We start from the raw sequence: 23,830 nt of genomic DNA on the forward strand, positions 1-23,830 counted from the left end.
CTGTTTGTGTGGATAACGCTTTCCCGCCTGGCGGCTTTCCCCTATCCTACATCGGTTTCGTTAGTTGGATTGTTAATAATGCCCCACAGCAAAGCGCAGCTGCGTCGTAACGGATTTACGTTTAAACAGTTTTTTATTGCCCATGACAGATGTGCCATGAAGGTCGGCACCGACGGTATTCTACTCGGCGCATGGTCACCGGTTGCCGGGGTTAAGCGTATCCTTGATATCGGTACCGGCAGCGGTTTGCTGGCGTTAATGCTGGCCCAGCGTACCGGCGAGGCGGTAAGCATTGACGCCGTGGAGCTGGACGCCGAGGCTGCCCAGCAGGCGCAGGAGAACGCGAGCGAATCGCCGTGGGCGGATCGCATTCAGATCCATACCGCGGACATTCAGCAGTGGGTCAACGAGCGCACCAGCCGCTACGATCTGATCGTCAGCAATCCTCCCTACTATGAAAAAGGGGTCGAGTGCGGCACGCCGCAGCGGGAGCAGGCACGCTATACCGTCTCCCTCGATCACGGCACGCTGCTGGCCTGCGCCGCCGAGTGCATCACGGAAGAGGGTTTTTTATGCGTGGTGCTGCCCGAGGGGCTGGGAAATGGCTTTACGCAAAAAGCGTTGGAGACGGGCTGGCATCTGCGCCTGCGCACCGACATTGCTGATAACGAAAGCCGTCTGCCGCACCGCGTGCTGCTGGCCTTTTCCCCAACGCAAGGGGAGTGCTTTAGCGATCGGATGACCATCCGTCGGGCGGATCAGCGCTACTCTGATGACTATACGGCGCTGACCCAGGCCTTCTATCTCTTTATGTAGGTGCGCGGAACAAGTATCGATGGCCCGGATTCAGCCTGTGGTTCCGGATAATCGAGCGTATAGTGCAGCCCCCGGCTCTCCTTACGCGCCATGGCGCAGCGGACGATCAGCTCTGCCACCTGCACCAGATTGCGCAGCTCGAGCAGATTGTTGGAGACGCGGAAGTTAGCGTAGTACTCATCAATCTCCTGCTGCAGCATCTGGATCCGCCGCAGAGCGCGCTCCAGTCGCTTGCTGGTGCGAACAATCCCTACGTAGTCCCACATCAGCAGGCGCAGCTCGTGCCAGTTATGCTGAATGATAACCCGCTCATCCGGATCCTCGACCTGGCTCTCATCCCAGGCGGGAAGGGTCGCGGTATCCGGCACGGCAGGAAGCCGCCCGGCAATATCCTCAGCCGCTGACCAGCCATAGACCAGACACTCCAGCAGCGAGTTGGAGGCCATGCGATTCGCGCCGTGCAGACCGGTATAGCTCACCTCACCGATGGCATACAGTCCGTCAACGTCAGTGCGGCCCGCGTCATCTACCATCACGCCGCCGCAGGTGTAGTGCGCCGCCGGCACGATAGGCACTGGCTCTTTCGTCAGATCGATACCCAGACCGAGTAGCTTCTGGTAGATCATCGGGAAGTGCTGGCGAATAAAGGCCTCTGGCTTATGGCTGATATCGAGGTACATGCAGTCAGCGCCGAGACGTTTCATCTCATGGTCGATCGCTCTGGCTACCACGTCGCGCGGGGCCAGCTCGCCACGGGGATCGAAATCGGGCATAAAACGCGAACCGTCCGGACGTTTAAGGTATGCGCCTTCGCCGCGCAGCGCTTCGGTAAGCAGGAAGTTACGTGCCTGCGGGTGGAACAGGGCAGTGGGGTGAAACTGGTTAAATTCGAGGTTGGCCACCCGACAGCCTGCGCGCCAGGCCATGGCGATGCCATCCCCGGAGGCAATATCCGGGTTGGTCGTGTACTGATACACCTTCGATGCGCCGCCGGTGGCCAGGACCACCGCCTTCGCGCGGCAGGTCTCTACTGCTTCGCGATTGCGGTTCCATACCCATGCGCCCACCGCCCGGCGTGGGCCGGAGAGGCCAATTTTGTCAGAGATAATCAGGTCTACAGCGTTGCTGCGCTCAAGCACATGAATATTGGGATGGCTCAGGGCCTGGCTTACCAACGTCGTCTCCACCGCTTTGCCGGTGGCATCGGCGGCGTGCAGGATCCGGCGATGGCTGTGTCCGCCCTCACGGGTCAGGTGGTAGCCCTCTTCACCGTTAGGCTGAACGTGGGTATCGAACAGCACGCCCTGATCGATCAGCCACTGCACGCAGGGGCGGGCGTTGCTGGCGACAAACTCAGCTGCATGGCGATCGACGATACCCGCGCCCGCAATCAGCGTATCTTCCACGTGTGAGCTAATGCTGTCCGTCTGATCAAATACGGCGGCAATCCCGCCCTGCGCATAAAAGGTTGAGCCTTCGCTAACGGGGCCTTTACTCAGAACAATCACGCTATGGTTTTGCGCCAGACGTAGTGCCAGGGAGAGACCCGCAGCGCCGCTGCCAATAACCAGCACATCACAGGAGAGATCGGGAGTCGTATTCATGATAGTGTGTTTAATTTACTAAACAGGATAGACCCAGCATAGATCCAAAAGGCGTGTAAAGCACCTGTTTTTTTAAATGAGGTTGTAAAGACTAAACAGCGAGGCGGGAAGCGTGCTAAATCAGTTTTGTGGTGAAAAAAAAGCGGGGTTGCGTTACTCTGCTGACGGTATAAAAGGCTTTTCTTCTATGCAACGTGCATAGTTTAGCGTCAGTAGACTTATAATGAGTCATAACGAGCGGTCTGCGAAACGATACACAAAAACAAAGGCGTAACGGAACTTTTGCCGAAAAAGTCTCTCTAACCACATGCTTGCTCAGAGTGCTGTGTGGGAGTGGCGTTTCGATTACGCGTGGATATTAGGTTTGGGGAGACATTACCTCGGATGAGCGAGCAGTTAACGGATCAGGTCCTCGTCGAACGGGTCCAGAAGGGAGATCAGAAAGCCTTTAACTTACTGGTGGTCCGCTACCAGCATAAAGTAGCGAGTCTGGTTTCCCGTTATGTGCCGTCGGGCGACGTTCCCGATGTGGCACAAGAGTCTTTTATTAAGGCCTATCGCGCGCTGGATTCATTCCGGGGAGATAGCGCTTTTTACACCTGGCTCTATCGTATTGCGGTCAATACCGCCAAGAATTACCTGGTCGCTCAGGGTCGTCGTCCACCGTCCAGTGACGTTGATGCTATAGAAGCAGAAAACTACGAAAACGGTGGGGCGCTGAAAGAAATTTCGAACCCTGAGAACTTAATGTTGTCAGAAGAACTGAGACAAATAGTTTTCCGAACCATTGAATCGCTTCCGGAAGATTTACGTATGGCAATTACACTACGGGAGCTGGATGGCCTTAGCTATGAAGAGATAGCCGCCATTATGGATTGCCCGGTGGGTACGGTACGTTCCCGTATCTTCCGTGCTCGGGAAGCAATTGATAATAAAGTTCAACCGCTTATCAGGCGTTGACGATAGCGGGATACTGGAAAAGGTATTAGGCATGCAGAAAGAAAAGCTTTCCGCTTTGATGGATGGTGAGACGCTGGATACCGAGCTGCTCAAGGAGCTGTCTCGCGATCCGGAAATGCAGCAAACCTGGGAGCGTTATCATCTGGTTCGTGACGCTTTACGCGGGGATACTGCCGACGTCATCCATTTCGATATCTCGAGCCGCGTCATGGCCGCCATTGCCGACGAACCGGTACGGCAGACAACGCCACTGATCCCGGAATCCCAGCCTGCGCCGCAGCAGTGGCAGAAGATGCCGTTCTGGGCCAAAGTGCGTCCCTGGGCAAGCCAGCTAACCCAAATGGGCGTGGCTGCCTGCGTTTCGCTTGCCGTTATCGTAGGCGTGCAGCACTATAACAGCCAGTCTGACACTGCCCAACAGCCCGAAGCGCCGGTGTTTAACACGCTTCCTATGATGGGTAAAGCCAGTCCGGTGAGCCTGGGCGTCCCGTCCGAGGCCACGGCTGACGTTGGTCAGCAGCAGCAGGTTCAGGAGCAGCGCCGCCGGATTAACGCGATGCTGCAGGACTATGAGCTGCAGCGTCGCCTGCACTCCGAACAGCTTCAGTTTGAGCAGGCGCAAACCCAGCAGGCCGCTGTACAGGTGCCAGGAACCCAAACTTTAGGAACGCAATCGCAGTAATGAAGCAACTTTGGTGTGCCATGTCTCTCATGGCCGGTAGTCTGTTGTTTTCTGCAAACGCCTCGGCTGATGTCACCTCCGGGGCGTTGTTGCAGCAGATGAACCTGGCCAGCCAGTCTCTCAACTATGAGCTGTCTTTTGTCAGCATCAATAAGCAAGGCGTTGAGTCGTTACGCTACCGGCATGCCCGCCTTGAAAACCAGCCGCTCGCTCAGCTATTGCAGATGGATGGCCCGCGTCGCGAGGTTGTACAGCGCGGCAGCGAGATAAGCTACTTCGAGCCAGGCCTGGAGCCGTTTACGCTCACCGGCGACTATATTGTCGATTCGCTGCCTTCCCTGGTGTACACCGATTTCAAACGGCTAGCGTCCTTCTACGATTTTATCTCGGTTGGCCGTACCCGCATCGCCGATCGCCTGTGCGAAGTGATCCGCGTCGTGGCTCGCGACGGCACTCGCTACAGCTACATCGTCTGGCTGGATGCTGAGACCAAGCTCCCTATGCGGGTCGATCTGCTCGATCGCGACGGAGAGACCCTGGAACAGTTCCGCGTCGTGGCGTTTACCGTTAACGACCGGGTGGGGAGCAACATGGAGACCCTCGCCAAAGCTAATCTGCCGCCGCTGCTGTCGGTGCCGGCCGGCGAGAAGATCGATTTTAACTGGTCAGCCACCTGGCTGCCGCAGGGTTTTAGCGAAGTCTCCAGCAGCCGCCGCAAGCTGCCAACCATCGATATGCCGGTTGAGTCGCGCCTCTTCTCTGACGGGCTGTTTAGCTTCTCGATCAACGTTAACCGCGCCAATCAGAACAGCAGCGATCAGATGCTGCGCACCGGGCGACGTACCGTCAGCACCACCGTGCGGGATAACGCAGAAATTACCGTGGTAGGCGAACTTCCGCCGCAGACCGCCAAACGTATTGCAGACAGTCTCAAATTCAGGGCAGCACAATGATCAAAGAGTGGGCAACCGTCGTCTCCTGGCATAATGGCGAAGCCGTTGTCAGCTGTGACGTTAAAGCATCCTGTAATAGCTGCGCCTCACGTGCAGGATGCGGCAGCCGGGTTCTGAACAAGCTGGGACCGCAGATGACACACACTATTTCTGTGCCGAGCGAGCAGCCGCTGGTGGTTGGGCAGAAGGTTGAGCTGGGCATTGCCGAAGGCAGCCTGCTCAGCTCTGCGCTGCTGGTCTATATGTCACCGCTGGTGGGGCTGTTTATCATGGCCGCGCTGTTCCAGACGCTGTTTGGTTACGATCTGGCAGCAATGGGCGGTGCGGTGCTGGGCGGGGTAGGCGGCTTTCTGCTGGCCCGCGCCTTCTCACCGAAGCTGGCCGCTCGTGAGGCCTGGCAGCCGGTTATCCTGAGCGTTGCCCTGCCGCCGGATCTGCTGCGCGTCGATGCTACCCCGGCAGACGTCAGTTCCCAATCACGCTAATCTACGCGCAGTCACAACTCGCTTGATCTGTTTTAACTTTCCTGCTTACCACCGTTTGACTTCCGCGTATTTAGGGTTATGATCCAGTCATAACCCTGACAGGGAGCTCTATGGAAAGAGATAACGGTTTAGACTATCTACTGTCATTGCATGGCTCGACAGTATATCGGGATGATGGGTATTGGTGGAAAATTGAAGTTTGGGAAGTAAAACCAACGTCGTTTATCCCACACGGCATCCGGTACAGTTTAACGCTCCATGATAAGTACAATACGCGAATCTTTGGGATTGATAACGCGCATGGCATAAAATTGCCAAAAAAAGGCCATTATTCTGGAAGAATTGTGTATGACCATCTCCACCGCACACCCATTGATAAAGGCTATCCTTATGAGTTTGTATCGGCAGGCCAGCTTATCGAAGACTTTTTCAAGCAAGTGGATGAAGTCATCGCAATACGAGAAAACAGAGGTTAACACATGAAAGCATTAATTGGTGTTATGCCTGAAGAGCACATCCGTTACAGGATGCTTGCAATAGCCAAAGGTGAGTACAAGCCTGAACCAGATGAGCCACGAGTGTGGTTTACATCAATGAATGCTCTGGCGCAGGTCTTAAGTAATGAGAATATCGCGCTCCTGAGACTCATTGAAGAGCATAAGCCGGAGAGCATTACTGAGTTGGCTGAGATGTCAGGCAGAAAAAAAAGCAACCTGTCGGTTACTCTAAAAACCCTTAGCTCACGCGGTTTTGTTCGTTTAGAGAAGCAGGGTCACGGTGTAAAGCCGATAGCGCTTTTTACTGATTTTGATATTCAGGTTAATCAGCAGCTTACAACAAAATTTTCGCCTAAAGCCGCCTGATATCAAATCTTACTGTCATAAACCCGCTTCGGCGGGTTTTTATGCCTGCGTTGTAAGGTTTTATGTTAATAAATGGATCCTTACTGACTGCCATGTCGCTACAGTGTAAGATGCTCGGCAATGTACGGAACGGTAGGCTGCGTTGTGGGTCCGCTGCCGTCTCCATCAAATGAATTAAGATAAAAACGCGAGTTAAAATATCCTTATATATGAAGAACATACGTAACTTCTCCATCATTGCGCACATCGACCACGGTAAATCGACGCTGTCTGACCGTATCATCCAGCTTTGCGGTGGCCTCTCCGATCGCGAAATGGCAGCCCAGGTGCTGGACTCCATGGATCTTGAGCGTGAGCGCGGGATCACCATCAAAGCCCAGAGCGTAACCCTGGACTATAAAGCCGCCGACGGCGAAACCTACCAGCTGAACTTTATCGACACCCCGGGCCACGTTGACTTCTCCTATGAAGTTTCCCGTTCGCTGGCGGCGTGCGAAGGCGCACTGCTGGTGGTCGATGCAGGCCAGGGCGTGGAAGCGCAGACGCTGGCTAACTGCTACACGGCGATGGAAATGGATCTGGAAGTTGTCCCGGTTCTTAACAAAATCGACCTGCCGGCTGCCGATCCTGAGCGCGTGGCGGAAGAGATTGAAGACATTGTCGGTATTGATGCCGCCGACGCCGTACGCTGCTCCGCGAAGACCGGGGTAGGGGTGGGCGACGTGCTGGAGCGTCTGGTGCGTGATATTCCGCCGCCGCAGGGCGATCCTGACGCACCGCTGCAGGCGCTGATTATCGACTCCTGGTTCGATAACTATCTGGGCGTTGTCTCCCTGGTCCGTATCAATAACGGCACCATGCGCAAAGGCGACAAGATCAAAGTGATGAGCACCGGCCAAACTTATAACGCCGATCGCCTGGGCATCTTTACGCCGAAGCAGGTTGACCGTACCGAGCTGAAGTGCGGCGAGGTAGGCTGGCTGGTGTGTGCGATCAAGGACATCCTTGGTGCACCGGTGGGCGATACCCTGACCACTGCCCGTAACCCAGCGGACAAAGCGCTGCCAGGCTTTAAGAAGGTGAAACCGCAGGTTTACGCCGGTCTGTTCCCGGTCAGCTCTGACGACTACGAGAACTTCCGCGACGCGCTGGGCAAGCTGAGCCTCAACGACGCCTCCCTGTTCTACGAGCCGGAAAGCTCTACCGCGCTGGGCTTCGGCTTCCGCTGCGGCTTCCTTGGCCTGCTGCACATGGAGATCATCCAGGAGCGTCTCGAGCGTGAGTACGATCTGGACCTGATCACCACCGCGCCGACCGTAGTCTATGAAGTGGTTACCACCTCGAAAGAGACGATCTACGTCGACAGCCCGTCCAAGCTGCCGCCGCTAAATAACATTCAGGAGCTGCGCGAGCCTATCGCCGAGTGTCACATGCTGCTGCCGCAGGAGTACCTGGGCAACGTTATCACCCTCTGCGTTGAGAAGCGTGGCGTGCAGACCAACATGGTTTACCACGGTAAACAGGTAGCGCTGACCTATGAGATCCCGATGGCGGAAGTGGTGCTCGACTTCTTCGATCGCCTGAAGTCTACTTCCCGTGGCTACGCGTCGCTGGACTACAACTTCAAGCGTTTCCAGGCCTCTAACATGGTGCGTGTTGACGTACTGATCAACAGCGAGCGCGTTGATGCCCTGGCGCTGATCACCCACAACGATAACGCCCCGTACCGCGGTCGTGAGCTGGTGGAGAAGATGAAAGAGCTGATCCCGCGCCAGCAGTTTGATATCGCGATTCAGGCCGCCATCGGTAACCACATTATTGCCCGCTCGACTGTGAAGCAGCTGCGTAAAAACGTCCTCGCCAAGTGCTACGGCGGTGACGTCAGCCGTAAGAAAAAGCTGCTGCAGAAACAGAAAGAGGGTAAGAAGCGTATGAAGCAGGTCGGTAACGTTGAGCTGCCGCAGGAAGCGTTCCTCGCCATTCTGCACGTAGGTAAAGACGGCAAATAAACCATTAAGGAGTTGGTATGGCGAACATGTTTGCCCTGATCCTGGTGATTGCAACCCTGGTCACGGGGTTGCTCTGGTGCCTGGACAAGGCCGTATTTGCACCAAAGCGTCGGGAGCGGCAGGCCGCGGCCCAGGCGGCGGCGGGCGATACGCTGGATCAAAACACGCTGAAAAAAGTTAGCCCAAAGCCGGGCTGGCTGGAGACCGGGGCCTCTGTGTTCCCGGTGCTGGCGATTGTGCTGGTGGTGCGCTCGTTCATCTACGAGCCGTTTCAGATCCCGTCTGGTTCGATGATGCCAACCCTGTTGATTGGTGACTTTATTCTGGTGGAGAAGTTTGCCTACGGAATTAAGGATCCGATCTACCAGAAGACGCTGATCGAAACCGGCCATCCGAAACGCGGCGACATTGCGGTGTTTAAGTATCCGGACGATCCGCGCCTGGACTACATCAAGCGCGTCGTGGGCCTGCCGGGCGATAAGGTCAGCTACGATCCGGTGGCTAAGCAGGTCACGGTGCAGCCAGGGTGCAGCTCCGGCCAGGCGTGCGCCAGCGCGCTGCCGATCACCTACTCCAACGTTGCGCCCAGCGATTTTGTCCAGACCTTTAGCCGCCGCAACGGTGGCGAGGCCAGCAGCGGCTTCTTCCAGCTGCCGCCGGGCGAAACCAAAGAGAACAGCGTGCGCCTTGCCGAGCGTAAAGAGACGCTGGGAGACGTGACGCACCGCATTCTGACCGTGCCGATCGCGCAGGACCAGCTGGGGCTTTATCACCAGCAGCCAGGCCAGCCGCTGGCAACCTGGATCGTGCCGCCAGGCCATTACTTTATGATGGGTGATAACCGCGACAACAGCGCGGACAGCCGTTACTGGGGCTTTGTGCCGGAGGCAAATCTGGTGGGCCGGGCAACGGCGATCTGGATGAGCTTCGAGAAACAAGAGGGTGAGTGGCCAACCGGCGTGCGCTTAAACCGCATCGGTGGCATCCACTAATCCGTCGGGTTGCAGCTAATCTGGCTGCAACCCAAATTATTTCCGCTATAAATCAGTTACGGCTAACGACATCCCCCGCCGTTGTGTATAGAATATTCCCCCGAAGTTTAGGCTGGTTCCGCAAGGAGCCACGGCACACGAAACCGCGTTGTTTTCTTCAGGTCGGTTTCGTGTGCTGCATTTTTGACGCATTCATTCTATTGGTATCGCATGAACCCCATCGTAATTAATCGGCTTCAACGGAAGCTGGGCTACACTTTTCAACATCAGGAGTTATTGCAGCAGGCGCTAACCCATCGCAGTGCCAGCAGCAAACACAATGAGCGTCTGGAGTTTTTGGGTGACTCCATTTTAAGCTTTGTCATCGCCAACGCGCTCTATCACCGTTTTCCTCGCGTAGACGAGGGCGACATGAGCCGGATGCGTGCCACGCTGGTACGCGGCAACACGCTGGCCGAGATTGCCCGCGAGTTTGAGCTGGGCGAGTGCCTGCGTTTAGGGCCGGGCGAGCTTAAAAGCGGCGGCTTCCGCCGGGAGTCAATTCTGGCCGATACCGTAGAAGCGTTGATTGGCGGCGTGTTTCTCGATAGCGATATTCAGACCGTCGAAAAGCTGATCCTCTACTGGTATCAGACCCGCCTGGACGAGATTAGCCCAGGGGATAAACAAAAAGATCCGAAGACGCGTTTGCAGGAATTTTTGCAGGGTCGTCATCTGCCGCTGCCAACCTATCTGGTTGTGCAGGTGCGTGGCGAAGCCCACGATCAGGAATTTACTATCCACTGCCAGGTAAGCGGCCTGAGTGAACCGGTGGTCGGCACAGGTTCCAGCCGCCGCAAGGCGGAGCAGGCAGCCGCCGAACAGGCGTTGAAAAAACTGGAGCTGGAATGAGCAACGAAAAAACATACTGCGGATTTATTGCCATCGTTGGACGTCCCAACGTCGGCAAATCCACCCTGCTGAACAATCTGCTTGGGCAGAAGATCTCGATTACTTCTCGTAAAGCGCAGACCACGCGTCACCGCATTACAGGGATCCATACCGAAGGTGCTTACCAGGCCATCTACGTGGATACCCCGGGCCTGCACATGGAAGAGAAGCGCGCTATCAACCGCCTGATGAACAGGGCGGCCAGCAGCTCTATCGGCGACGTTGAGCTGGTGATCTTCGTAGTTGAAGGTACCCGCTGGACGGCGGACGACGAGATGGTGCTCAACAAGCTACGCGACGGTAAAGCACCGGTGATCCTGGCGGTTAACAAGGTCGATAACGTGCAGGAGAAGGCGGATCTGCTGCCGCACCTGCAGTTCCTCGCCAGCCAGATGAACTTCCTTGACATCGTGCCGCTCTCTGCCGAGACCGGCATGAACGTGGATACCATCGCCAGCATCGTGCGCAAGCATCTGCCGGAAGCGATCCACCACTTTCCGGAAGATTACATCACCGATCGCTCACAGCGCTTTATGGCCTCGGAGATCATTCGTGAAAAGCTGATGCGTTTCCTTGGCGAAGAGCTGCCCTACTCGGTGACCGTCGAGATCGAACAGTTTGTCAGCAACGATCGCGGCGGCTACGACGTCAACGGCCTGATCCTGGTTGAGCGCGAAGGCCAGAAGAAGATGGTGATTGGCAACAAAGGGGCCAAGATCAAAACCATCGGCATCGAAGCCCGTAAAGATATGCAGGAGATGTTTGAAGCGCCGGTGCACCTTGAGCTGTGGGTGAAGGTCAAATCCGGCTGGGCCGATGACGAGCGCGCGCTGCGTAGCCTCGGCTACGTTGACGATCTCAAATAATTGATTGATGGGAACGGGTGCTGCCAACGCACCTGCGACTCGCAAGACGACGAGTATAAATGCTGATGGAAGGGTGGCAGCGCGCTTTTGTCTTACACAGTCGTCCCTGGAGCGAAACCAGCCTGATGCTGGACGTCTTCACGGAAGAGTCGGGCCGCGTGCGCCTTGTTGCTAAAGGCGCACGGGCAAAACGATCTAACCTGAAGGGCGCTCTCCAGCCCTTTACGCCTCTGCTGGTACGCTTCGGCGGCCGGGGTGAAGTCAAAACCCTGCGCAGCGCGGAAGCGGTTTCGCTGGCGCTCCCCCTGAGCGGCATCACGCTCTATAGCGGTCTCTACGTTAACGAGCTTATCTCTCGCGTACTTGAACATGAGACGCGCTTCTCTGAACTTTTTTTCGATTACCTGCACTGTATCCAGGCGCTAGCAGGCCTGAGCGGCTCGCCCGAACCGGTCCTCCGGCGCTTTGAACTGGCGCTGCTGGGACACCTGGGATACGGCATCGATTTTCTGCACTGTGCCGGAACCGGCGAAGCGGTAGAGGACACCATGACCTACCGCTACCGGGAGGAGAAAGGATTTATCGCCAGCGTGGTAATAGATAACCGCACCTTTACCGGCCGCCAGCTGCGGGCGCTCGCCGAGCGTGAGTTTCCCGACGGCGATACCCTGAAAGCGGCGAAACGCTTTACCCGGATGGCCCTGAAGCCGTATCTTGGCGGCAAACCGTTAAAAAGCCGGGAGCTGTTTCGCCTGTTTGTGCCGAAACGGCCAGCGCCGGATGCACCGTAAAACGTCCACCGTAAAACAAAGGATATTCGAGGATTGTATTGTCATGGCTGAACTACTGTTAGGCGTTAATATTGATCACATTGCCACCTTGCGTAACGCACGTGGCACGGCATACCCGGATCCGGTCCAGGCAGCGTTTATTGCCGAGCAGGCGGGGGCGGACGGTATTACGGTGCATCTGCGCGAGGATCGCCGCCACATCACCGACCGCGACGTGAAGGTGCTGCGTCAGACGCTGGATACGCGCATGAACCTGGAGATGGCGGTTACCGAAGAGATGCTGGCGATCGCCTGCGAGACCAAACCACACTTCTGCTGCCTGGTACCGGAAAAGCGCCAGGAGGTCACCACCGAAGGCGGACTGGACGTGGCCGGACAGCGAGATAAGATGCGCGACGCCTGCACGCGATTGGCGGAGGCCGGGATCCTGGTCTCGCTGTTTATCGATGCCGATGTTGAGCAGATCAAAGCTGCCGCCGAGGTGGGTGCGCCCTACATTGAAATTCATACCGGCTGCTATGCAGACGCGGAAGACGACGCTACCCAGGCCAAAGAGCTGGAGCGCATCGCTAAAGCAGCGACCTACGCGGCAGGCCTCGGACTGAAGGTCAACGCCGGTCACGGTCTGACCTACCACAACGTGAAGGCTATCGCCCAAATCCCGGAGATGCACGAGCTGAACATCGGCCACGCCATTATTGGCCGGGCGGTGATGAGCGGTCTGAAGGAGGCGGTTGCCGAGATGAAACGCCTGATGCTGGAAGCGCGTCGATAATGGCTATTCTGGGCTTAGGCACGGATATCGTGGAGATTGACCGCATTGAAGGGGTGATCTCCCGCTCCGGCGACCGGCTGGCAAAGAAAGTGCTGAGCGCCAACGAGTGGGCCATCTACCAGGCCCATCAACAGCCGGTGCGCTTTCTTGCTAAGCGCTTTGCGGTGAAAGAGGCGGCGGCCAAGGCCTTTGGCACCGGCATTCGCAACGGTTTGGCATTTAACCAGTTTGAGGTTTTTAACGACGAGCTGGGCAAACCGCGTTTACGTCTGTGGGGCGAAGCGCTGAAGCTGGCGGAACGGCTGGGCGTGGCGCATATGCACGTCACCCTGGCGGATGAGCGACGCTACGCCTGCGCGACGGTGATTATCGAGAGCTAAATCTTATCCGCGTGGTGCAGCAGGACAAACTTGTCCCACAGCTGCTCCTGGCTCTCGCCGTGCGCGGGATCCTTGAGGATCGTATTGGGAATAGGGCAGACCTTCTGACACGTCGGCGTTTCGTAGTGGCCGACGCACTCCGTGCAGCGATCGCTGTCGATCTCATAAACGCTCTCACCCATTGAAATAGCCTCGTTCGGACACTCGGGTTCGCACATATCGCAGTTTATGCATTTTTTGGTGATCAACAACGCCATCGGGACATCTCAGAAGCTACACAAGCAGGGCGGGTATTATACGCCCGATTTCTGCTCAGACCAGTTTTTTTACCAGCGCCTCGCTGTGGCGGATACGTTCCGGGGCATGCTCCAGATCCTGCTGCACCAGCGCCATAAACAGCAGGTCGGTCAGCAGCATCTGCGCACTGGTAGAGGAGATGGCGGCGCTGCGGGTGGCCTGCTCCTCGGCGATGGTGTAGAGGCAGCGAGTCGAGCGCTGCTGCAAGGCGTTAGGGGTAAAGCCGGTGATCGCCAGGATCTTCGCCCCAACGCGAAAGGCTTCATCCGCCGCCATGTTGATCTCCCGCCGCTCACCGGTATAGGAGATAGCCAGCAGCAGATCGCTGCTCTCCATCGCCTGCGCCGTTGCCAGCAGGGCATGCATATCCTGCTCGACCACCGCATGAAAACCAATCTTCATCAGCTTCCAGCCAAAGTTACGCGCCACCAGCCCCGACGCGCCGATGCCGGTCAGCACGATCCGCCGCGCATCGCGCAGCATGATCACGCTCTCCTGCAGCTTATCCTCGGTATTTACATCAAGCGTCGCGTTCATGGCGCTGACCTTCTCATGGATCAGCTTCTCGCCTACCACCCGCAGGGGATCGTCGCCGCGGATCTGGTTATGCACTGGCACTGAGTGCGGCGTTGGCGTACTGACCAGCGCTTCGCTGATAGCCAGCTTAAGCGCCGGAAATCCTTTAAACCCCAGCTTCTGGGCAAATTTCACCACGCTGGACTGGCTGATACCCGCCTCGGCGGCCAGCTGCTGCGAACTGAGATGGCGGGCGCGGTCGGGCTGGGTGAGCAGAAAATCCGCCAGCTTTTTATCGCTTTGCGCCAGGCCCGCATAGCGCTGACGGATGTGGATCAAACAGTTCATGACAACTCCAGGGGCAAAACGTGACAACGGCAACAAACATCCTGTTCGCAGGCAACAATGAATTATATATTCCATTATACTGCGCGGGACACGAATTAAATATTCAAAAGGTACTGATAATGAATCTTGGCTCACTGGTGTCAGAAACGCGAAATTCTGAGACGATGGATCTGGATGCGCTCTCGACTATCGAACTAGTAACTCGTTTTAATCAACAGGATACGCTGGTCGCGCTGGCAGTGAAAGAGACATTGCCAGATGTTGCACGGGCGGTGGATGCCGCCGCTGCGGCGCTGAAAGCGGGCGGACGCATCATCTATATGGGAGCAGGAACCAGCGGGCGGCTTGGCGTGCTGGATGCCTCAGAGTGTCCGCCGACCTTTGGCGTTCCGCACGGTCTGGTTATTGGGCTGATTGCCGGTGGCCCGGGAGCGCTACTGAAAGCGGTGGAGGGGGCAGAGGATAATCCGCAGCTGGGAGAGGATGACCTGCGCGCACTGACGCTTGCCCCCCGAGATCTGGTAGTGGGTCTGGCCGCATCCGGGCGCACGCCTTATGTCATCGGCGGGTTGAAATATGCCCGGGCTACCGGCTGCACCACGGTGGCTATCTCCTGTAACCCCGGCTCGCCGATAGCGCAGGAGGCGGATATTGCCATCTCTCCGGTCGTCGGTCCGGAAGCGCTGACCGGCTCTACCCGACTCAAGTCCGGCACGGCGCAGAAGCTGGTGCTGAACATGATCTCCACCGGGGCGATGGTCAAGTTTGGCAAGGTCTACCAAAACCTGATGGTCGATATGAAAGCGAGCAATATCAAGCTCGTCGATCGCGCCTGCCGGATGGTGGTGGAGGCTACAGGCGTCACGTTGGAGCAGGCCCGCAGCGTGCTTGAGCAGACCGGATATGACGTGAAGCCCGCTATTTTAATGGTGCTGACCGGGCTGGACGTGGACGCTGCCCGCGCCCGGCTCGACGCACACCAGGGGTTCTTACGCGCCGCGCTTAACGACTAAGAGGTTCACATGGATAAGTCACTGACGCTGGCAGGGGAGATTTTGCAGGGCATCGGCGGGCAGGGCAACGTGCTGCGGCTGGAAAACTGTATGACCCGCGTCCGGTTTGAGGTACAGGATGAGGGGCTGCTTAATATCGGCAGGCTGAAATCGCTCCCGGGCGTCAGCGGCTACGTTAAGCAGGGGGAACAGCATCAGCTCATCGTCGGGCCGGGACGAGCCGGGCAGGTTGTGGATGCCATGCGCGCCCTGGTCAGCGGGGAGGGGGCAGCCCCGATCCCAGATGAGATTGCCCGTAATAAGGCTCAGGCGAAAGCGCAATATAAAGCGCCAATGAGCGATGCGCTGCGCATGTTGGCGAACGTTTTCATTCCGCTCATTCCGGCATTCATCGCCTCCGGGCTGATTACCGGCATTATCAATATCCTGAAGCGCCCGGATATTGCCGGTGATATTGCTGTTCACTACCCCAACCTGCTGGGGCTGCTTGGCATCTTTGGCAGCGCCGTGTTTGCGATTATGAATATCCTTGTGGGGGTCAACGCGGCGAAGGTGTTTGGCGGCTCGCAGGCGTTAGGTGGAGTGATGGCAGGCATTCTCTCCAGTCCGCAGCTGGCGCAGATCACGCTGTTTGGCGAGACGTTGCAGCCCGGGCGCGGAGGCGTCATCGCCGTGCTGCTGGTAGTCGCGCTGATGTGCTGGTTTGAGAAACGGCTTCGTGAACGACTGCCTGGCTCGCTGGAGTTAATCCTTAACCCGCTGCTGACCACGCTCATCACCGGAGCGATTGCAATCGTGGCGCTACAGCCGCTTGGGGGCTGGATTTCTGAATCCATTGCCCAAGGGGCTGGCTGGGCTATCGATCGCGGCGGCCTGCTGGTGGGGGCAGTGCTGGCCGGTAGCTTTTTGCCGCTGGTGCTCACTGGCCTGCATCAGGGGCTGGTACCGATCCACGTCGAGCTGGTTCAGGCGCACGGCTTCAACGCCCTGCTGCCCATTCTCTCGATGGCGGGCGTCGGACAGGTAGGCGCGGCGCTCGCCGTGCTGCTCAAAACGCGCAACGCCCGGCTAAAAACAGTGATTAAAGGTGCGCTGCCAGTGGGGCTGCTGGGGATCGGTGAGCCGCTGATTTTTGGCGTCACGCTGCCGCTGGGTAAGCCATTCATCGGTGCCTGCCTGGGCGGCGCGGTAGGGGGTGCGCTGGTCTGCTACTGGAAGGTGGCGACGGTCATTACCTTTGGGATTTCCGGTTTACCGCTGGCTTTAACGATTGTTACCGGAAAAGTCACGATCTATCTGTTAGGCTATTTATTGGCTGTCATCGCCGGGTTCCTGTTTACCTGGCTGTTAGGTTTTAACGATCCAAAGGAGTAGGGTTTGGCAAATAGCGAGCGTCGTGTCGTCTTTTTCGATCTGGATGGAACGTTGCACCAGCAGGATATGTTCGGAACATTTCTGCGGTATCTGCTGCGACACCAGCCACTCAATGCGCTGCTCGTCCTGCCGCTGCTGCCGGTTATCGGCATTGCATTACTGGTAAAGGGGCGGGCTGCCCGCTGGCCGATGAGCCTGCTGCTGTGGGGATGCACCTTTGGCCACAGCGAGGCGCGGCTTAAGGCGTTGGAAAAATCGTTCGTCGCCTGGTTTCGCGGGCACGTTACCGCCTTCCCGGTGGTGCAGGATCGCCTGACCAACTATCTTGCCGCCTCCGATGCCGATATCTGGCTGATTACCGGCTCGCCGCAGCCGCTGGTGGAGCAGGTCTATTTTGATACCCCCTGGCTGCCCCGCGTCAATCTGATTGCCAGCCAGATCCGCCGCAGCCACGGGGGATGGGTACTCTCTATGCGCTGCCTCGGTCATGAGAAGGTCGTGCAGCTGGAGCAGAAAATCGGCACGCCGCTGCGCCTCTACAGCGGCTACAGCGACAGCAAGCAGGATAACCCGCTGCTCTACTTCTGCGAACATCGCTGGCGCGTCACGCCCCATGGAGAGCTACAGCAACTCGAGTAGTGTGTGCATACTTACACCTGTGTATAATGCGCCCCGTTTTGACTACTGGAGTGCTGAGCTGTGTCCGATACTGAATTTACCCACGAATACTGGATGCGCCACGCGCTCTCACTCGCGCAGCGCGCCTGGGACGAAGGGGAGGTTCCGGTCGGGGCGGTGCTGGTACACAACAACCGCGTCATTGGCGAAGGGTGGAACCGGCCCATCGGCCGCCACGATCCCACCGCCCATGCCGAGATTATGGCCCTGCGCCAGGGCGGCCTGGTGCTGCAAAACTACCGTCTGCTTGATACCACACTCTACGTCACGCTCGAACCCTGCGTCATGTGCGCGGGGGCGATGGTGCATAGCCGTATCGGCACGTTAGTGTTTGGCGCACGGGATCTAAAAACCGGCGCGGCAGGCTCCCTGCTGGATGTCCTGCATCACCCTGGGATGAACCACCGGGTGGAGATCGTTGAGGGGACGCTGAGTGACGAGTGTTCAGGAATGCTCAGCGAGTTTTTCCGCCAGCGTCGCCTGGCAATCAAAGCGCAAAAGCAGGCGCGTTAATGCGCCTCTGCGCCTGCTGATGCCTGGTTCAGGATCCCCGGCAGCGTAAAGCTCGACTGACCAAAAGCCTCGGCGGGGGAGAAGGCGCTCAGCGGCATCACGCCATAGCGCGTCTCTGCAAGCTCCTCCTGAGTGACTACCGGATAGCTTTGTGCCATCTTCTGCTCGTGAGCGAGCTGCTGCGCCTGCTGCCGCGCTTTCTCCTGCAGATAACCCACCAGGCTAATCTGGTACTTGCGAATGTTTTCCACGTAGGCGTAGGCCTCATGCCCGCGGGCGTAGCCGTAGGTCAGCCTGCTGTACCATGCCTTCTGGCTAAGCAGCGGCAGGCGCTGCTTTACATCGGACCAGCTATCCGGGTTGCCTTTGGTCTTTGCCGTCAGGGCGCGGGCATCAAGCATATGGGCGTAGCCCATGTTGTAGGCCGCCAGTGCAAACCAGATCCGCTCCTCCTCGGGCACGGTCTCCGGGACGTGAGCCATCATATCCTGTAAATAGCGCGCCCCACCGCTGATGCTCTGCTCGGCATCGGTGCGATCGCTCAGGCCCAGGCTCTGGGCGGTGTTTTTGGTCAGCATCATCAAGCCACGCACGCCGGTAGGGGAGGTGGCCTGAGTATCCCAGTGGGACTCCTGATATGAGATAGCCGCCAGCAAACGCCAGTCAATCTCCTGAGCGTACTTTTCAAACAGCGGCTGCAGGTCGGGCAGTACGCTGTCAATGGCGCGCAGGAAAGCGCGGGTATCAACATAGTCGAACCCTTTACCATGGCCGAGGTACTTTTCCTCAAGGCGTGCCAGGGTGCCGTCCTCATTAATCACGTTGAAGAAGTCCAGCATGGCGGCGGAGAGGGCATTATCGCTGTCTTTCTGGCTAAACCACGCCACCGGCTGCTCGTCGGTGATATCCAGCGCCACCGCAAGTTCAGGGTGCACGCGCTGAAACAGGCTGATGGCCACGGAGTCGGCAATGGTATAGGCCAGCTTGCCCTGAGCAACCTGCGAAAGCAGATCGTTGGTGCCCAGCTTCTCATCTACCTTCCAGCTTAGCGCCGGATATTTCTTCTCTTTCAGCGCCTGCAGATCGCTAATGGCAACGTGCCCAGGGGCGACGGTCAGCTGGGCGTCGGTCACCGTCGCCAGCGAGCGTGGGCGCAGGCTGCCAACGCGATAGACCAGCTGCTGGGAGACCGAGTAGTAGACCGGCCCGCTCTGGTAGTGCTTGATTCGCTCGTTGTTATAGACCAGTCCGGCCGCCAGCATATCGGCATTGTCGTTATCGAGATCGTCAAATAGCTGGTTGATATTCTGCCGCACGGTGATGCGCAGCTTAACCCCAAGATAGTTAGCAAACTGCTCGGCCAGCTCGTAATCGAGGCCGCCAGGTTTATCGCTGTTGGCGTTCCAGGTGAGCGGAGAGATCAGGGTACTAACGCGCAGTTCACCGCGCGCCTGAATAGCAGCGATACGGTTTTCGGCTTTACCCGACCAGGGGATAGAGGGCCACAGGGCTGCTGCCAGCAGCAAGGTGACAATGCCGATAAGCAGATAATTAAACTTTAATTTTCTCAATGAGTTAATTCTCTGCGTCATCTGACGCCTCAGTCTGCCGTCATTATTATAGAAAAGCGTTTGTCCGGAAGTGAGCGGCATTTTGCTTAAGATTGCGGCACTTAGCAACTTATTAGAGAATTAGGCCACATCTATTGTTAAAAATTACGGGCAATTTTATTCCACGCAAACGGTTTCGTCGGCGCGCAGGATTCTCTATAATGACGCCCGTTTTCCCCCTGGCGCATTCTTACAGCGTCATCGACGCGCTAAAGACGAGAGACTTATGATGGAAATTCTGCGTGGTTCGCCTGCACTGTCTGCATTCCGTATCAACAAACTGCTGGCACGCTTTCAGGCAGCCGCCCTCCCGGTAAGCAACATTTACGCTGAGTATGTCCATTTTGCTGACCTCAACGCTCCTCTAAATGCCGATGAACATGCCCAGCTTGGCCGTCTACTCACTTACGGCCCACGCCTGAGCAGCCACGCGCCCACCGGTAAACTGCTGCTGGTCACGCCGCGTCCGGGAACTATCTCCCCGTGGTCTTCAAAAGCGACGGACATCGCCCACAACTGTGGCCTGACGCAGATCGCCCGCCTTGAGCGCGGTGTCGCTTACTACGTTGAGGCGTCAACCCTGAGCGCAGAGCAGTGGCAGACGGTGGCCGCCGAGCTGTATGACCGCATGATGGAGACGACCTTTGATGCGCTGGAAGAGGCTGAGAAACTCTTTGCCCACCATCAACCTGCGCCGGTAGAGAGCGTGGACATGCTGGGGCAGGGACGCGACGCGCTGGTAGAGGCCAACCAGCGTCTGGGCCTCGCGCTGGCGGAAGACGAAATTGACTACCTGTTCGATGCCTTCACCAACCTCGGGCGTAACCCGAACGACATCGAGCTTTACATGTTCGCTCAGGCGAACTCCGAGCACTGCCGCCACAAAATCTTTAACGCCGACTGGGTTATCGACGGCGAGCAGCAGCCGAAGTCGCTGTTTAAAATGATCAAAAACACCTTTGAGAAAACCCCGGAGCACGTGCTGTCTGCCTATAAAGACAATGCAGCGGTGATGGAAGGCTCAGAGGTAGGGCGCTTCTTCGCTGATAGCGAAGCAGGCCGCTACGATTTCCATCAGGAGCCGACCCATATCCTGATGAAGGTCGAGACCCACAACCACCCGACGGCGATCTCGCCGTGGCCGGGCGCGGCAACTGGCTCCGGCGGTGAGATCCGTGACGAAGGCGCAACCGGACGCGGCGCGAAGCCAAAAGCGGGCCTGGTGGGCTTCTCCGTCTCTAACCTGCGTATTCCTGGCTTTGAGCAGCCTTGGGAAGAGGATTTCGGCAAGCCGGATCGCATCGTTACCGCACTGGATATCATGACCGACGGTCCGCTGGGCGGCGCGGCGTTCAATAACGAATTTGGCCGTCCGGCGCTGACCGGCTACTTCCGTACCTACGAAGAGAAGGTCAACAGCCACAACGGTGAAGAGCTGCGCGGCTACCACAAGCCGATCATGCTGGCGGGCGGTATCGGTAACATCCGTGCCGACCACGTGCAGAAGGGCGAAATTACCGTCGGCGCAAAGCTGGTGGTGCTCGGTGGCCCGGCAATGAATATCGGTCTCGGCGGCGGCGCGGCCTCGTCAATGGCGTCCGGCCAGTCCGATGCCGACCTCGACTTTGCCTCCGTCCAGCGCGACAACCCGGAGATGGAGCGTCGTTGCCAGGAGGTGATCGACCGCTGCTGGCAGCTGGGCGATGCTAACCCAATCCTCTTTATCCACGACGTTGGCGCGGGCGGACTCTCTAACGCTATGCCGGAGCTGGTGAGCGACGGCGGCCGCGGCGGCCGTTTTGACCTGCGCAGCATCCTGAGCGATGAGCCGGGCATGAGCCCGCTGGAGATCTGGTGTAACGAATCGCAAGAGCGCTACGTGATGGCGGTGGCTGCCGACCAGATGGCGCTGTTCGATGCCCTGTGCCGTCGTGAGCGCGCCCCGTATGCTGTTATCGGCGAAGCGACCGAAGAGCGCCACCTGAGCCTCAACGACAGCCACTTCGACAACCAGCCTATCGACCTGCCGCTGGACGTTCTGCTCGGTAAAACGCCGAAGATGACCCGTGACGTTGAGTCGCTGAAAGCCGCCGGGGAAGCGTTTGACCCGCAGGGCATTACCGTGGCCGAAGCGGTTAACCGCGTGCTGCACCTGCCTGCGGTAGCAGAGAAGACCTTCCTGGTGACCATCGGCGACCGTACGGTCACCGGCATGGTGGCTCGGGATCAGATGGTTGGTCCGTGGCAGATCCCGGTTGCCAACTGCGCGGTCACTACCGCCAGCCTCGACAGCTATTACGGTGAGGCGATGTCTATCGGGGAGCGCTCTCCGGTGGCGCTGCTGGACTTTGCTGCCTCCGCCCGCCTGGCGGTAGGTGAAGCGCTGACCAACGTGGCCGCTACGCAGATTGGCGATATCAAACGTATCAAGCTCTCCGCGAACTGGATGGCTGCAGCCGGCCACCCGGGTGAAGATGCCGGTCTCTATGAGGCGGTGAAAGCGGTGGGCGAAGAGCTGTGTCCGGCCCTCGGCCTGACGATTCCGGTGGGTAAAGACTCTATGTCGATGAAAACCCGCTGGCAGGAGGGAAGCGAGCAGCGTGAGATGACCTCGCCGCTGTCGCTGGTGATCACCGCATTTGCCCGCGTAGAAGATGTGCGCCACACCGTGACGCCGCAACTCTCTACCGACGATAACGCCCTACTGCTGATTGACCTGGGCAAGGGCCACAACGCGCTGGGTGCGACGGCGCTGGCCCAGGTTTACCGCCAGCTGGGCGATAAGCCAGCCGACGTGCGCGACGTGCATCAGCTGAAGGGTTTCTACGACGCCATGCAGGCGCTGGTGGCGGCACGTAAGCTGCTGGCCTACCACGACCGCTCTGACGGTGGCCTGCTGGTGACCCTCGCCGAGATGGCCTTTACCGGCCACTGCGGCATTGAGGCAGATATCGCCGCGCTGGGTAACGATCGTCTGGCCGCGCTGTTTAACGAAGAGCTGGGGGCGGTGATTCAGGTGCGTGCCCAGGATCGTGAGGCGGTGGAGAATATTCTCAGCGCCCACGGCCTGGCCGACTGCGTACACTATCTGGGCCATGCCGTCGCAGGGGATCGCTTCGTGATTACGGCCAACGGGCAGGCGGTGTTCAGCGAAAGCCGCACCACGCTGCGTATGTGGTGGGCTGAGACAACCTGGCAGATGCAGCGCCTGCGCGATAACCCGGCCTGTGCCGATCAGGAGCATAACGCCAAGGCGCAGGATAACGATCCGGGCCTCAACGTGAAGCTCTCCTTCGACATCAACGAAGACGTGGCGGCACCTTACATCGCGACCGGTGCGCGTCCGAAAGTGGCCGTCCTGCGTGAGCAGGGTGTTAACTCCCACGTTGAGATGGCAGCAGCCTTCCACCGCGCGGGCTTTGATGCCATTGACGTCCACATGAGCGACCTGCTGGAAGGTCGCACCACGCTGGAGAGTGCGCATGCGCTGGTGGCATGCGGCGGCTTCTCCTACGGTGACGTGCTGGGGGCGGGCGAGGGCTGGGCGAAGTCGATTCTCTTCAACGAGCGCGTACGTGACGAGTTCGAAACCTTCTTCCACCGTCCGCAGACCCTGGCGCTGGGCGTCTGTAACGGCTGCCAGATGATGTCCAACCTGCGCGAGCTGATCCCAGGCAGCGAGCTGTGGCCGCGCTTCGTGCGTAACGTCTCTGACCGCTTTGAAGCACGCTTCAGCCTGGTCGAAGTGACACAAAGCCCGTCGCTGCTGTTGCAGGGCATGGTCGGGTCGATGATGCCTATCGCGGTTTCCCACGGTGAAGGCCTGGTGGAAGTGCGTGACGATGCGCATCTGGCTCAGCTGGAGAGCAAAGGGCTGGTGGCGCTGCGCTACGTGGATAACTTCGGTAAGGTTACCGAGACCTATCCGGCCAACCCGAACGGCTCGCCAAACGGTATCACGGCGGTGACCAGCGAAAGCGGACGCGTGACCATTATGATGCCGCACCCGGAGCGCGTATTCCGTACCGTAGCGAACTCCTGGCACCCAGAAAACTGGGGCGAAGATAGCCCGTGGATGCGTATTTTCCGTAACGCCCGTAAGCAGCTGGGTTAATAGCACTACGCCGCTGTCGCAAAATCCCGACAGCGGTAAATTTAAGTGTCGTCAATAGGCGACATTTAAGTTATTGATTATTACCTATTTATTTTTGTATGTTTTGAGGTGTTGCTGATTGGCGACACATTGTTTAAAAAGAGTACAAAAATGATGCGGTTCACAGAATAATAAATATCTATACAAACAGTAAGTTATGTATGCGTTGTGTACTTTGGCATAACTTGTGCATATAATAGCGCAGTGGCTCATTCACCTTCT

Annotated in this window: 24 protein-coding genes; 20 read left to right on the forward strand and 4 right to left on the reverse strand. The window is 57.8% G+C overall.

Going from position 1 to position 23,830, the window contains the following annotated elements:
• Nucleotides 1-78: 78 nt before the first annotated feature.
• Nucleotides 79-816: a tRNA(1)(Val) (adenine(37)-N(6))-methyltransferase TrmN gene (gene trmN, locus RTN40_RS17325; protein WP_312229556.1), complete on the forward strand. Its 738-nt coding sequence runs from the start codon at nucleotides 79-81 to the stop codon at nucleotides 814-816.
• Here trmN and nadB read toward each other — a convergent pair.
• Entirely contained in the window at nucleotides 801-2,420 is a 1,620-nt protein-coding gene (gene nadB, locus RTN40_RS17330) for an L-aspartate oxidase (RefSeq protein ID WP_312229557.1), read from the reverse strand. The two genes, trmN and nadB, sit on opposite strands and share 16 nt — an antisense overlap.
• A 307-nt stretch (nucleotides 2,421-2,727) precedes the next feature.
• On the opposite strand from nadB, the gene rseD reads away from it, so the two are divergent.
• The 14 genes from rseD (at nucleotide 2,728) to acpS (ending at nucleotide 13,106) form a co-directional block, all read left to right on the forward strand.
• Nucleotides 2,728-2,808 (forward strand): rpoE leader peptide RseD, encoded by an 81-nt coding sequence (gene rseD / locus RTN40_RS17335; RefSeq protein ID WP_243731523.1) that lies wholly within the window; start codon nucleotides 2,728-2,730, stop codon nucleotides 2,806-2,808.
• Complete coding sequence (gene rpoE / locus RTN40_RS17340) at nucleotides 2,805-3,380, forward strand: RNA polymerase sigma factor RpoE (RefSeq protein WP_042395496.1); 576 nt, start codon at nucleotides 2,805-2,807, stop codon at nucleotides 3,378-3,380. The genes rseD and rpoE overlap by 4 nt, the downstream gene beginning before the upstream one ends.
• 31 nt (nucleotides 3,381-3,411) lie before the next feature.
• A complete protein-coding gene (rseA, locus tag RTN40_RS17345; protein ID WP_312229558.1) occupies nucleotides 3,412-4,062 on the forward strand; it encodes an anti-sigma-E factor RseA in 651 nt (216 codons plus the stop codon).
• On the forward strand, nucleotides 4,062-5,015 hold the full coding sequence (gene rseB / locus RTN40_RS17350; protein WP_312229559.1) for a sigma-E factor regulatory protein RseB: 954 nt from the start codon (nucleotides 4,062-4,064) through the stop codon (nucleotides 5,013-5,015). Before rseA ends, rseB begins: the two co-directional genes overlap by 1 nt.
• Nucleotides 5,012-5,500 carry a SoxR-reducing system protein RseC gene (gene rseC / locus RTN40_RS17355; RefSeq protein WP_312229560.1) on the forward strand — a complete coding sequence of 163 codons (489 nt, stop codon included), beginning with the start codon at nucleotides 5,012-5,014 and terminating at the stop codon, nucleotides 5,498-5,500. Before rseB ends, rseC begins: the two co-directional genes overlap by 4 nt.
• A 110-nt stretch (nucleotides 5,501-5,610) precedes the next feature.
• Nucleotides 5,611-5,976 (forward strand): DUF6516 family protein, encoded by a 366-nt coding sequence (locus tag RTN40_RS17360; protein WP_312229561.1) that lies wholly within the window; start codon nucleotides 5,611-5,613, stop codon nucleotides 5,974-5,976.
• 3 nt (nucleotides 5,977-5,979) lie between these two features.
• Nucleotides 5,980-6,363 carry a MarR family transcriptional regulator gene (locus tag RTN40_RS17365; protein ID WP_312229562.1) on the forward strand — a complete coding sequence of 128 codons (384 nt, stop codon included), beginning with the start codon at nucleotides 5,980-5,982 and terminating at the stop codon, nucleotides 6,361-6,363.
• A gap of 209 nt (nucleotides 6,364-6,572) precedes the next feature.
• Complete coding sequence (lepA, locus tag RTN40_RS17370) at nucleotides 6,573-8,372, forward strand: translation elongation factor 4 (protein WP_312212777.1); 1,800 nt, start codon at nucleotides 6,573-6,575, stop codon at nucleotides 8,370-8,372.
• A gap of 17 nt (nucleotides 8,373-8,389) precedes the next feature.
• Nucleotides 8,390-9,364: a signal peptidase I gene (lepB, locus tag RTN40_RS17375; protein WP_312229563.1), complete on the forward strand. Its 975-nt coding sequence runs from the start codon at nucleotides 8,390-8,392 to the stop codon at nucleotides 9,362-9,364.
• A gap of 210 nt (nucleotides 9,365-9,574) precedes the next feature.
• Nucleotides 9,575-10,255, forward strand: coding sequence for a ribonuclease III (rnc, locus tag RTN40_RS17380; protein ID WP_103818824.1), 681 nt, complete (start codon nucleotides 9,575-9,577; stop codon nucleotides 10,253-10,255).
• A complete protein-coding gene (gene era / locus RTN40_RS17385; RefSeq protein WP_268107059.1) occupies nucleotides 10,252-11,160 on the forward strand; it encodes a GTPase Era in 909 nt (302 codons plus the stop codon). The genes rnc and era overlap by 4 nt, the downstream gene beginning before the upstream one ends.
• A 65-nt stretch (nucleotides 11,161-11,225) precedes the next feature.
• Nucleotides 11,226-11,951, forward strand: a complete 726-nt coding sequence (gene recO / locus RTN40_RS17390) for a DNA repair protein RecO (protein ID WP_312229666.1) — start codon at nucleotides 11,226-11,228, stop codon at nucleotides 11,949-11,951.
• A 43-nt stretch (nucleotides 11,952-11,994) separates the two neighbouring features.
• Nucleotides 11,995-12,726, forward strand: a complete 732-nt coding sequence (pdxJ, locus tag RTN40_RS17395; protein ID WP_312229564.1) for a pyridoxine 5'-phosphate synthase — start codon at nucleotides 11,995-11,997, stop codon at nucleotides 12,724-12,726.
• On the forward strand, nucleotides 12,726-13,106 hold the full coding sequence (gene acpS, locus RTN40_RS17400) for a holo-ACP synthase (RefSeq protein ID WP_312212770.1): 381 nt from the start codon (nucleotides 12,726-12,728) through the stop codon (nucleotides 13,104-13,106). The genes pdxJ and acpS overlap by 1 nt, the downstream gene beginning before the upstream one ends.
• Here acpS and RTN40_RS17405 read toward each other — a convergent pair.
• Both RTN40_RS17405 and RTN40_RS17410 read right to left on the reverse strand, forming a co-directional pair.
• Nucleotides 13,103-13,363, reverse strand: coding sequence for a YfhL family 4Fe-4S dicluster ferredoxin (locus tag RTN40_RS17405; RefSeq protein ID WP_312229565.1), 261 nt, complete (start codon nucleotides 13,361-13,363; stop codon nucleotides 13,103-13,105). The two genes, acpS and RTN40_RS17405, sit on opposite strands and share 4 nt — an antisense overlap.
• Nucleotides 13,364-13,418: 55 nt before the next feature.
• Nucleotides 13,419-14,267 carry a MurR/RpiR family transcriptional regulator gene (locus RTN40_RS17410; RefSeq protein ID WP_312229566.1) on the reverse strand — a complete coding sequence of 283 codons (849 nt, stop codon included), beginning with the start codon at nucleotides 14,265-14,267 and terminating at the stop codon, nucleotides 13,419-13,421.
• 116 nt (nucleotides 14,268-14,383) lie between these two features.
• Here RTN40_RS17410 and murQ point away from each other — a divergent pair, with 116 nt between their 5' ends.
• The 4 genes from murQ to tadA are packed head-to-tail and all read left to right on the forward strand — an operon-like array spanning nucleotide 14,384 to nucleotide 17,845.
• On the forward strand, nucleotides 14,384-15,280 hold the full coding sequence (gene murQ / locus RTN40_RS17415; RefSeq protein WP_312229667.1) for an N-acetylmuramic acid 6-phosphate etherase: 897 nt from the start codon (nucleotides 14,384-14,386) through the stop codon (nucleotides 15,278-15,280).
• A gap of 9 nt (nucleotides 15,281-15,289) precedes the next feature.
• Nucleotides 15,290-16,654, forward strand: a complete 1,365-nt coding sequence (locus RTN40_RS17420; RefSeq protein WP_312229567.1) for a PTS transporter subunit EIIC — start codon at nucleotides 15,290-15,292, stop codon at nucleotides 16,652-16,654.
• A gap of 3 nt (nucleotides 16,655-16,657) precedes the next feature.
• Nucleotides 16,658-17,293 (forward strand): phosphatidylglycerophosphatase C, encoded by a 636-nt coding sequence (gene yfhb, locus RTN40_RS17425; RefSeq protein ID WP_312229568.1) that lies wholly within the window; start codon nucleotides 16,658-16,660, stop codon nucleotides 17,291-17,293.
• A 60-nt stretch (nucleotides 17,294-17,353) separates the two neighbouring features.
• On the forward strand, nucleotides 17,354-17,845 hold the full coding sequence (tadA, locus tag RTN40_RS17430) for a tRNA adenosine(34) deaminase TadA (protein ID WP_312229569.1): 492 nt from the start codon (nucleotides 17,354-17,356) through the stop codon (nucleotides 17,843-17,845).
• On the opposite strand, the gene mltF is transcribed toward tadA, so the two are convergent.
• The gene (mltF, locus tag RTN40_RS17435) at nucleotides 17,842-19,437 is read right to left on the reverse strand and encodes a membrane-bound lytic murein transglycosylase MltF (RefSeq protein ID WP_312229570.1); all 1,596 of its coding nucleotides are present in this window, start codon (nucleotides 19,435-19,437) and stop codon (nucleotides 17,842-17,844) included. The genes tadA and mltF overlap by 4 nt on opposite strands.
• Nucleotides 19,438-19,681: 244 nt before the next feature.
• On the opposite strand from mltF, the gene purL reads away from it, so the two are divergent.
• The gene (gene purL / locus RTN40_RS17440) at nucleotides 19,682-23,569 is read left to right on the forward strand and encodes a phosphoribosylformylglycinamidine synthase (RefSeq protein ID WP_312229571.1); all 3,888 of its coding nucleotides are present in this window, start codon (nucleotides 19,682-19,684) and stop codon (nucleotides 23,567-23,569) included.
• The last annotated feature ends 261 nt before the right edge of the window (nucleotides 23,570-23,830 follow it).

This window comes from Pseudescherichia sp., from assembly GCF_031987975.1.
Lineage (GTDB): Bacteria > Pseudomonadota > Gammaproteobacteria > Enterobacterales > Enterobacteriaceae > Pseudescherichia.

Coding starts and splice junctions, on each gene's coding strand:
- trmN (WP_312229556.1), top strand. CDS start 79: ATGCCCCACAGCAAAGCGCAGCTGCGTCGTAACGGATTTACGTTTAAA.
- nadB (WP_312229557.1), bottom strand. CDS start 2,420: ATGAATACGACTCCCGATCTCTCCTGTGATGTGCTGGTTATTGGCAGC.
- rseD (WP_243731523.1), top strand. CDS start 2,728: ATGCTTGCTCAGAGTGCTGTGTGGGAGTGGCGTTTCGATTACGCGTGG.
- rpoE (WP_042395496.1), top strand. CDS start 2,805: ATGAGCGAGCAGTTAACGGATCAGGTCCTCGTCGAACGGGTCCAGAAG.
- rseA (WP_312229558.1), top strand. CDS start 3,412: ATGCAGAAAGAAAAGCTTTCCGCTTTGATGGATGGTGAGACGCTGGAT.
- rseB (WP_312229559.1), top strand. CDS start 4,062: ATGAAGCAACTTTGGTGTGCCATGTCTCTCATGGCCGGTAGTCTGTTG.
- rseC (WP_312229560.1), top strand. CDS start 5,012: ATGATCAAAGAGTGGGCAACCGTCGTCTCCTGGCATAATGGCGAAGCC.
- RTN40_RS17360 (WP_312229561.1), top strand. CDS start 5,611: ATGGAAAGAGATAACGGTTTAGACTATCTACTGTCATTGCATGGCTCG.
- RTN40_RS17365 (WP_312229562.1), top strand. CDS start 5,980: ATGAAAGCATTAATTGGTGTTATGCCTGAAGAGCACATCCGTTACAGG.
- lepA (WP_312212777.1), top strand. CDS start 6,573: ATGAAGAACATACGTAACTTCTCCATCATTGCGCACATCGACCACGGT.
- lepB (WP_312229563.1), top strand. CDS start 8,390: ATGGCGAACATGTTTGCCCTGATCCTGGTGATTGCAACCCTGGTCACG.
- rnc (WP_103818824.1), top strand. CDS start 9,575: ATGAACCCCATCGTAATTAATCGGCTTCAACGGAAGCTGGGCTACACT.
- era (WP_268107059.1), top strand. CDS start 10,252: ATGAGCAACGAAAAAACATACTGCGGATTTATTGCCATCGTTGGACGT.
- recO (WP_312229666.1), top strand. CDS start 11,226: ATGGAAGGGTGGCAGCGCGCTTTTGTCTTACACAGTCGTCCCTGGAGC.
- pdxJ (WP_312229564.1), top strand. CDS start 11,995: ATGGCTGAACTACTGTTAGGCGTTAATATTGATCACATTGCCACCTTG.
- acpS (WP_312212770.1), top strand. CDS start 12,726: ATGGCTATTCTGGGCTTAGGCACGGATATCGTGGAGATTGACCGCATT.
- RTN40_RS17405 (WP_312229565.1), bottom strand. CDS start 13,363: ATGGCGTTGTTGATCACCAAAAAATGCATAAACTGCGATATGTGCGAA.
- RTN40_RS17410 (WP_312229566.1), bottom strand. CDS start 14,267: ATGAACTGTTTGATCCACATCCGTCAGCGCTATGCGGGCCTGGCGCAA.
- RTN40_RS17420 (WP_312229567.1), top strand. CDS start 15,290: ATGGATAAGTCACTGACGCTGGCAGGGGAGATTTTGCAGGGCATCGGC.
- mltF (WP_312229570.1), bottom strand. CDS start 19,437: ATGACGCAGAGAATTAACTCATTGAGAAAATTAAAGTTTAATTATCTG.
- purL (WP_312229571.1), top strand. CDS start 19,682: ATGATGGAAATTCTGCGTGGTTCGCCTGCACTGTCTGCATTCCGTATC.